Below are 8,643 nucleotides of genomic sequence, written 5' to 3' on the forward strand. Positions count from 1 at the left end.
AGCTCTGCTCTTGCTTGTGGCTTCTCGATCAGCAAGATCAAGATCAAACGCTAAGAGCTTCCGCCACTAAAGCGGCGGGTTACTTTCTTTTGTCAGAAGCAACAAAAGAAAGGTAACCAAAGAAAAATGCTTTTCTTTGAATCAAGGGCCCGCACGGGCGATGCATCCGCGGGGCTTTTTCATACGGGACATCCCTGTCCCGATGAAAAACGGCCCGCATCCCTGCGGGCCGCCCTCCGGGTCTTCGTTTGCCTTCGTTAGTGCCAAGCTGCGCACAGCAACAGCAACAGCAACATCAAAGACAATCGCGATGGCGATGGCGATGGCAAGGACAAAGCCAACGGCCGTGGGCCCTCGCCCACCGCCTACAAGCGTTGGCGGTTGTCCGCCGACACCCGGTCGATCAACTTGTTGTAAGGATCGAACCCCACCTCATACGGCGCCTCGCCGACCACCACCTTGATCGTCGATTCCCCCTCGGTGATCCGGCGACGCTCCAGCAGCAGCGGTTTCTCGTCGGCTTCCTCGCCCGAGGGCCCGCGCGCGAATACGCCGATCTCGATCCAGTCGTCGAGCCGGGCCGGGCTTTCCTTGCCCTTGCCGTCGACATAGACCTTGCCGGCGTGCAATTGCATGGTCACTTCGTACTTGCCGTCGGCGCGCTTGTTCGTGCTCGCGCTCACCACGCGGTTGTCGTAGAAGGTGATCTTCTCGAACAGGTCGGTGATCAGCGCCTGCTGCTCGGGCTTGGCTTCGGCGCGCAGATAGTCCAGCAATTCCGCCGAAGTGGTGTACGGCGGTTGCTGGAAGCCCTTGTCCTGCAGGAAACGTTTCAGGGCGCGGTTGACCGCCGCCTCGCCCAGGTCTTCGCGCAGGCGGTAGAACACCAGCGAGCCCTTGCGGTAGTGCACATAGGGCTGGTTCTCGACCCGGTACAAGGGCAGTTCCTCGACCCGCTCGGCGCTGCGCTCGGACAGGTAGTTGTCCAGTTCGTACTTGAGGAAGCGGCGCATCTTGGCGCGGCCGTAAGCCTTCTCCATCACCATCAACGCCGAGTACTGCGACAGCGATTCCGACAGCATGGTCGAACCCTGCAGGTCGGCGCCGATCACCTGGTGCGCCCACCACTGGTGCGCGACTTCGTGCGCGGTCACGTAGAACACGTAGTCGATGGCGCTGGTGTCGCGCAGGTCGGCGATGAAGCCGATCGATTCGGAGAACGGAATCGTGTTGGCGAAGCTCTGGGCGAAACGGGCGTAGCCGGGGAACTCGATGATGCGCACCTGGCGATGCTGGTACGGGGTGAACTGGGCCTGGAAGTAGTCCAGCGATTGTTTGACGCCGTCGATCATGCGGTCGACGTTGTAGGCGTGTTTCGGATCGTAATAGACCTCGACCGGGATGCCGCCGTGTTCGGCGCGCTTGACCTGCCACTTCGCCGACAGATAGGCGTAGAACGGCAGCATCGGCTGGTCCATCGCATAGTCGAAGCAACGGCGTCCGTCGCGGCGGTATTCGCGTTTGAGATAACCCGGGGCCAGCGCGATCTGGTCGGGCGCGGTGCAGACCGTGGTCTTGAAGTCGATCCAGTCGGCATCGCCGCCGATGTAGTGGTTGCCGCGCGCCGCCTTATCTTCGAGCTTGGCCATGCGCTGCACCTCGGCGACGCCGCGCTTGCGACGCTCGTTGCGGTCGGCGAGCTGGCGGTTCTCGTTGTAGCCGAAGTGCGGGAAGGCCGCGGAGTTGAAGAAGCTGCCGTTGGCGACGATGGCCTTGTTGTCGGGCTCGTTGCCGAAACCCCGCTGCGCAAACGACTGGGCGAAACGCAGTTCGCGCTGTTCGCCGGGCTGCATCGGCCGGTCGAGCTTGTAGATGCGATAACCCAGGCGCTCGTCGTCGTGGCTCAGCTTGGCGCCGCCGAACTCCAGGGCGGCGATGCGCTGCTCGGGATCGACGGTGATGTGGAACTCGCTGATCGGCTGCGCATGCGGGTTGGCGATGCGGTAGCGGCCCTTGCTGGACACGCTCAAGGTTTCCGGATGCAGGTCGACGTCGACCTCGACGGCAAGGATGCGCGGCTGGGCCAGGCCCTTGTACTTGCGGTACTCCTTCTCGTAGCGCACCTGCTCGTCCATCGCCACGTCCGAGGGGACGTATCGGTTGAGCAGGTTGGTGTTCCAGAAGATGAAGCTGCCGGCGCCGACCCAGGCCAGGGCGAACCCGGCCAGGACGAGGCCGGGCGCGCCGCGCAGGCGGTTGCGCGCCAGGGCGAGGCGATCGCGCAGGCTCGGCGACACGCCGCGCACCCAGAACGCCGCGGCGAGGGTCAGCAAGGCTGCGACGAACAAGCCCCAGTACGCCTGGAACCACAGGCGTGCGCCGAGGAACTGGCCGTAACCGTTCATGTCCGAATACGGCGCTTCGGAGGCGCGGCTGAAGTTGTACAGGTTGTGCTCGAAGTGCAGCAGACCGAAGACGGACTGCAGCACCACGACCAGGATCAGCGCGCCGTAGCCGATGAACTTGTTGTTGGTCAGGACCTGCAGCACCAGGGCCAGGCCGCCCATCAGCACGAAGGGAACCGAATCGAGCAACAAGGCCTTGGCGTACAGCAGCGGTTCGAGCTCGCGATAGCCCTTGGCGAGCTGGTAGCCGATCGCGCCGAGGCTGCCGATGCCCTGGAAGATCAGCACCACCAACACCAGGGTCGCGGCCTTGCTCAACAGCGGCACCCAGTTCGGCACCGGCATGGCATCGGTGACTTCGGCCAGCTTGACCCCGCGTTCCTTGAACACCAGGTCGCCGGCGTAGAACATCACGATGAACACGACCATGAAGCCGAAGGTATCCTGCAGCGCGCCGATCATCACCGAGGTGGTCGGATAGGTTTCGGTGCCGAACAGGCTGCGCATGGCGCCGGCGCTGCCGAGCAGGTTGGCGACCGCGAACGCCAGCATGATCAGGAACGGCACGCTCTTGAGCACGCCGACGGTGTCGAAGCGCAAAGCATGCAGGAACTGGGCGACGGCGGTGCCGGTACCGAAGGCGGGCTGCACCCGCGGCGCGACCACGGTCGACGGCGTCGTCGCCACCGGTGCGGAGCGCTTTTTGCGCCGGAACCAGCCCTTGCCGGTGGCGGTGCGCTGCGGTTTGAACAGAGCGAAGGCGGTCGCCGCCAGCGCCAGGCCGATGCTGCTCCAGACCAGTCGATTGGCCAGCAGGAAACGGTCGAGGCTCGGGATCGCGGTATTGAGTTCAGCCGAAGACCAGTAACGCAGGGTACGCCGCAACGCGGTGATCCCGAACGGATCCATCATCACCGCCAGCCACTCGTTGTCGAGGTCGGTGGCCAGGCCCCGGCCGAGGCGGTACAGGATGAAGAAAGCGATCACCCCGAGGTAGACCACCAGCAAGTTGCGCGCAGTCACCGCGAGCAAGGCCAGCAGCGCGCCGATGAACAACAGATTCGGCAGCACCACCACGCACAGGCCCCACAGATACGGCATCAGCGAGAACGGCCCGAGCCGCTCCGGGTCTATCCATGGCATCAGCGGCGCGATCATTAGGCCGGCGACGACCATCGCGAACACCAGCAGGCAGGCGACCAGGGCGGCGGAGAAACGGCCGATCAGGAAGTCGCGCTTGCGCATCGGGCTGGAGAAAAACAGGTCGGCGGTGCCGAGCTCGAAATCGCGCAGCAGCGCGCCGGCGATGAAGCTGGCGATGGCGAACAGGCCGAGCAGGCTGAAATAGCTCAGCGCCATGATCACGGTGGACGGCGCATTGCGGTTGACGTTGCCGATGGCACCGCCGATCTGCACCGCGTCGGAGCTGGTCATCGCGAAGGCGAGCAGCCCGAACAGCAGGGAAATAAGCCACAACAGCGGCGCGCGCAGCTGTTGGCGCAACTCGAAACGGAAGAATTCGGCGATCATCATGGCGCCCCGCTCAAGCCGCGACGCGCGCGTGCTGGCGCAGGCGCTGGAAATACACGTCTTCCAGGTCCGGTGCGACAGGCTCGAAGCCCTCCTCCGGGCGGTCCTTGCTGAACACGTGGATCACCGGCTGGCCGGCGACCAGGCGCGTCGACAACACGGTGTAGCGCGTTTCGTAGCTGGCCAACGTGGCCTTGGTGACCTGCTTGCGCCACACCTGGTTGGCCACGGCGGCGATCGCCGCGTTCGGCTCGCCGGTCAGCAAGACCTTGCCCTTGTTGACGATCGCCATGGTCGGGCAGAGGTCGGTCACGTCCTCGACGATGTGGGTCGACAGGATCACCGCGACGTTCTCGCCGATCTCGGCCAACAGATTAAGGAAACGATTGCGTTCCTCGGGGTCGAGGCCGGCGGTCGGCTCGTCGACGATCACCAGGCGCGGGTCGCCGAGCAGGGCCTGGGCGATGCCGAAGCGCTGGCGCATGCCGCCGGAAAAGGTGCCGAGCTTCTGCTTGCGTGCGTTCCACAGGTTGACCTGATGCAGCAGGCCGTCGACCACCTCACGCCGTTGTTTGCGCTGGGTCAGGCCCTTGAGTACGGCGAAGTGTTCGAGCAGGTCCTCGGCGCTGACCTTCGGATAGACGCCGAAGTCCTGCGGCAGATAGCCCAATTGCCGCCGCACCGTGTCCTTGTCGCGCAACACGTCGATCGGGCGGCCGTCGGCACCCTCGAGCGTGGCGCTGCCGGCGTCGGCCTCCTGCAGGGTCGCCAGGGTGCGCATCAGCGAGGACTTGCCGGCGCCGTTCGGGCCGAGCAGGCCGAACATGCCGCGCGGGATATCCAGCGAGATGCCGTCCAGCGCACGCACGCCGTTGGCATAGGTCTTGGTGAGGTCGCGAATGGTGAGCATCGATGGGTCCCGTGCGGAGGAAGGACGGCGCGGCGCGGATCGCCGGGCGTGTCCTGACAGGATCGATGCTAGCGGCCGCGGCGCTTACACCCATGGGCGTTTCGTCGTCATGACCGATGGCAGGGGCGGCGAACTGTGGCGCGGCCCGCGGGCGCGCCGGCCTAGCGGGACTGCAGGCGATAGTCGCGCGGCGCCAGGCCGTAGCGCTTCTTGAACGCCATCGACAGATGGCTGTGGCTGGCGAAACCGGTCTCCAACGCGATGGTGGCGATGTCCTCGTCGCTGTCGCGCAGGCGCAGGCAGACCCGGCGCAGGCGTTCGCCGAGCACGTACTGGATCGGGGTCGCGCCGAAGGCGGCGCGGAACGCGACCAGCAGCCGGTGCACGCTGAGTCCGGCGATCGCCGCGAGTGCGGACAGCCGGATCGGCTGGTCCAACTGCGCCTGAATGTAGTCCTCGATCCGCTGCCGTTGCGCCGGTTGCAGGCGCGGCGCGGTCGCGGCCACTACGGCGGGCCTGCGGCCGTACTCGCGCAACAAATGCAGGCCCAAGGCCTGGCCCAAGGCTTCGCGCAGCATCGCCGCCAGGTCGTCGCCCTGGTCGCAGAGTGCGGCCAGGCGCGCGGCCAGGCCGTGCACGAAGGGATCGCGCTGCTTCATGCGCGCGGCGAGGTCGGCGGCGCCATCGCGGCAGGGACCGAAGCGGGCCGGATCGATCGTGAGCTCGGCGTAGGCGATCTCGCCGCCTAGCGCCTCGCCCTGATAGCGGCGGCCGGCCGGGATCAGCCACAGATCGCCGGCCGCGGGCGGCAGGCGCAAACGCCCGACGCCTTCGATCCGCGTGTCCAGGCGCCGCATCGAACCGTCGAGATGGACGATCAGGGTATGGCGGTCGTGCTGCAGGCGCCATTGCGTCGGCTCGGCGATGCTCTCCGAGGCGAAGGCGAATTCCAGGCCCGGCGCCAGGGTCAGCTCGCGATTGAACGAGAGCCGGCGCACGCCGAGCCAGTCGCGCACCGCGGCCGCGCCCAGCGCGGACTCGCCGCGAGCGGAGGCATCGGCCGCCACGGTCGGCGGAGAAATTGAAAGCGGCTCGGACATCGTGGAAGCGCAACGGACGTGGGGCGAGCTAAACATGATTCCGATCACATTCGCGTCAACGTCCGCGGCGGCCCCCGCCCCGCTCCTTCAGCCCAACGGAGTCCCTCCCCATGCCCGATCGTTCCCTCCACGGCAAGGCCGTCGTCATCGGCGGCGGCGCCAAGAACCTCGGCGGCCTGATCTCGCGCGAGCTCGCCCTGGGCGGCGCCGCCGGCATCGCCGTCCACTACAACAGCGACGCCACCCGCACCGCCGCCGAGGACACCGTCGCCGCCTTGCGCAGCGCCGGCGCCGACGCCTTCGCCCACCAGGGCGACCTGACCCGGCCCGACGAGGTCGAAAAGCTGTTCGACGCGGCCAAGGCGCGCTTCGGCAAGATCGACATCGCCGTCAATACCACCGGCATGGTCATCAAGAAGCCGCTGGTCGAGGTGAGCGAGACCGAGTACGACCGCATGTTCGCGGTCAATTCCAAGGCCGCGTTCTTCTTCATCCAGCAGGCCGGCAAGCAGCTCGCCGACGACGGCAACGTCTGCACCATCGTCAGCTCGCTGCTGGCCGCATACACGCCGTTCTACGCGGTGTACCCGGGCAGCAAGGCGCCGATCGAGCACTTCACCCGCGCCGCCTCCAAGGAGTTCGGCGAACGCGGCATCTCGGTCAACGCGATCGGCCCGGGACCGATGGACACGCCGTTCTTCTACCCGGCCGAGTCCAAGGAATCGGCGGCCTACCACGCCACCGCGGCGGCGCTGAGCAGCCGCACCCAAAGCGGCCTGACCGAGATCCGCGATATCGCCCCGCTGGTGAAATTCCTGGTCACCGACGGCTGGTGGATCACCGGCCAAACCATCTTCGCCAATGGCGGCTACACCACCCGCTGAGCGATGCGGCGACCGCCTGCACGTCGCCTGCACGCGCCGCCGCCAACCATGGGCCGACCACGCCCTGCCGGGCGCCTGCGCGGCGGCGGCGACAGGGGCGCGAACGGCGGCACTCACAAGGGAGACGCGATGCATACGGTGATGGTGATACTCGGCGGTCTGGTCCTGTTGGCGCTGTGCCTGCTGGCCGCGCGCTTGCTCGGCGGCCCGGGCCCCGGGCCGCTGCTGACCGCGTTGAAGCTGTTCCTGCCGCTGTGGTTCATCGGCGCGGCGATCAACCTGTGGATCGGCGTGGCGCGCGCGGGCTACAGCGTCGCCGAGGAGTTGCCGATCTTCCTGGCGGTGTTCGGCGGGCCGGCCGCGGTCGCGCTGTTGCTATGGTGGAGGCTGTCGCGCGGCTAAGCTGCACGGCCGAATCGCAGATGCCGCCATGACTCCCGCCCGCACCACCCTGCTGCGCATCCGCGAAGGCCACGCCAAGGTCGGCTTCAGCGAACTGTTCTTCGACCTGGTGTTCGTGTTCGCGATCACCCAGTTGTCCCACACTCTGCTCGAAAACCTCACCGCGGTCGGCGCGCTGCGCACCGGCCTGCTGTTCCTGGGGGTGTGGTGGCTGTGGATCTTCACCTCCTGGGTCACCAACTGGCTCGACCCGGACAAGGTGCCGGTGCGGCTGATGATTTTCGCCCTGATGTTCGGCGGCCTGCTGCTGTCGTCGTCGCTGCCGCAGGCCTTCGCCGAACGCGGTCTCGCTTACGGCATCGTGTTCGCGGCGATGCAGGTCGGGCGCACCGCGTTCATGCTGTGGGCGCTGCGCGGCGGGCGCAGCCCGGGCAATTTCCGCAATTTCGTGCGTATTTTGATCTGGTTGTCGCTGTCGGCGGTGTTCTGGGTGCTCGGCGGCCTGGCCGAACCGGAGTCGCGGATCGCCTGGTGGCTGGTCGCGGTGGCGATCGAATACCTCGGCCCCCTCGCCTACTTCCGCGTGCCCGGCCTGGGCCGTTCCTCGCTGTCGGACTGGGACGTCGAAGGCGCGCATCTGTCCGAGCGCTGCGGCTTGTTCATCATCATCGCCCTGGGCGAATCCATCCTGATTACCGGCGCCACCTTCGCCAAACTCGAATGGAACCCGACCGCGGTGGCCGCGTTCTGCATCGCCTTCCTCGGCAGCGTGGCGATGTGGTGGATCTATTTCGACACCGGCGCCGAGCGCGCGACCCATCGCATGCTGCAGCAGACCGACCAGACCCGGCAGGCCCGCCAGGCGCGCAACGCCTACACCTACCTGCACCTGCTGATCGTCGGCGGGATCGTGGTGTGCGCGGTCGCCGACGAACTGGTGCTGGTCCATCCCGACCACGCCGACGGCGCCGGCATCGCCGCGATCATCGGCGGACCGGCGCTGTACCTGCTGGGTTGCGCCTTGTTCAAGTGGGTCACCAACACCCGTCGCTTCCCGCCGTTCTCGCATTGCGTCGGCCTGCTGATGCTGGCCGCCTTGGCCTTCGCGAGCGCGCCACTGCATCTGTCGCCGTTGACCCTGGGTGCGGCGACCAGCGCGGTGTTGATGATCGTCGCGGGCTGGGAAACCGTCGCCCTGCGGCGGGAGCCGCGGCCAGCGGCTCCGGCTATGCATTGATCGGGTGCGGCCTGTCGGCGCCTTGGTGCGCGTGATGGGCATGATGGCCGGGCGGAAGAATCCATCCCTTGTAGGAGCGGCGTGAGCCGCGACCACGGGACGCGCAGGACCAACAACGCCAATTACCACACATCGAAGCGGCGTATTTTTGCGCGGGGTAGGAGCGGCGCGAGCC

6 protein-coding genes are annotated in these 8,643 nt (G+C 66.7%); 3 read left to right on the top strand and 3 right to left on the bottom strand.

Annotated elements, in window-relative coordinates:
• Positions 1–365 precede the first annotated feature (365 nt).
• From ACTJJK_RS22680 to ACTJJK_RS22690, 3 genes are all read right to left on the bottom strand, one after another.
• Complete coding sequence (locus ACTJJK_RS22680; protein ID WP_440731318.1) at positions 366–3,935, bottom strand: ABC transporter permease/M1 family aminopeptidase; 3,570 nt, start codon at positions 3,933–3,935, stop codon at positions 366–368.
• Between the two features lie 13 nt (positions 3,936–3,948).
• Complete coding sequence (locus ACTJJK_RS22685; protein ID WP_031374085.1) at positions 3,949–4,845, bottom strand: ABC transporter ATP-binding protein; 897 nt, start codon at positions 4,843–4,845, stop codon at positions 3,949–3,951.
• 161 nt (positions 4,846–5,006) lie between these two features.
• Positions 5,007–5,945, bottom strand: coding sequence for a helix-turn-helix domain-containing protein (locus tag ACTJJK_RS22690; RefSeq protein WP_161786167.1), 939 nt, complete (start codon positions 5,943–5,945; stop codon positions 5,007–5,009).
• A 110-nt stretch (positions 5,946–6,055) separates the two neighbouring features.
• Here ACTJJK_RS22690 and ACTJJK_RS22695 point away from each other — a divergent pair, with 110 nt between their 5' ends.
• From ACTJJK_RS22695 to ACTJJK_RS22705, 3 genes are all read left to right on the top strand, one after another.
• Entirely contained in the window at positions 6,056–6,829 is a 774-nt protein-coding gene (locus tag ACTJJK_RS22695; RefSeq protein ID WP_031374083.1) for an SDR family oxidoreductase, read from the top strand.
• Positions 6,830–6,958: 129 nt separating this feature from the next.
• Positions 6,959–7,231 (top strand): hypothetical protein, encoded by a 273-nt coding sequence (locus tag ACTJJK_RS22700; RefSeq protein ID WP_031374082.1) that lies wholly within the window; start codon positions 6,959–6,961, stop codon positions 7,229–7,231.
• A gap of 28 nt (positions 7,232–7,259) precedes the next feature.
• Positions 7,260–8,468 carry a low temperature requirement protein A gene (locus tag ACTJJK_RS22705; protein WP_440731317.1) on the top strand — a complete coding sequence of 403 codons (1,209 nt, stop codon included), beginning with the start codon at positions 7,260–7,262 and terminating at the stop codon, positions 8,466–8,468.
• Positions 8,469–8,643: the final 175 nt, after the last annotated feature.

The organism is Lysobacter sp. 22409, assembly GCF_052045105.1.
GTDB lineage: Bacteria > Pseudomonadota > Gammaproteobacteria > Xanthomonadales > Xanthomonadaceae > Lysobacter > Lysobacter antibioticus_B.

What these genes read in the sequence shown, in the direction of transcription:
- ACTJJK_RS22680 (WP_440731318.1), bottom strand. Translation starts at nt 3,935, where the DNA reads ATGATCGCCGAATTCTTCCGTTTCGAGTTGCGCCAACAGCTGCGCGCG.
- ACTJJK_RS22685 (WP_031374085.1), bottom strand. Translation starts at nt 4,845, where the DNA reads ATGCTCACCATTCGCGACCTCACCAAGACCTATGCCAACGGCGTGCGT.
- ACTJJK_RS22690 (WP_161786167.1), bottom strand. Translation starts at nt 5,945, where the DNA reads ATGTCCGAGCCGCTTTCAATTTCTCCGCCGACCGTGGCGGCCGATGCC.
- ACTJJK_RS22695 (WP_031374083.1), top strand. Translation starts at nt 6,056, where the DNA reads ATGCCCGATCGTTCCCTCCACGGCAAGGCCGTCGTCATCGGCGGCGGC.
- ACTJJK_RS22700 (WP_031374082.1), top strand. Translation starts at nt 6,959, where the DNA reads ATGCATACGGTGATGGTGATACTCGGCGGTCTGGTCCTGTTGGCGCTG.
- ACTJJK_RS22705 (WP_440731317.1), top strand. Translation starts at nt 7,260, where the DNA reads ATGACTCCCGCCCGCACCACCCTGCTGCGCATCCGCGAAGGCCACGCC.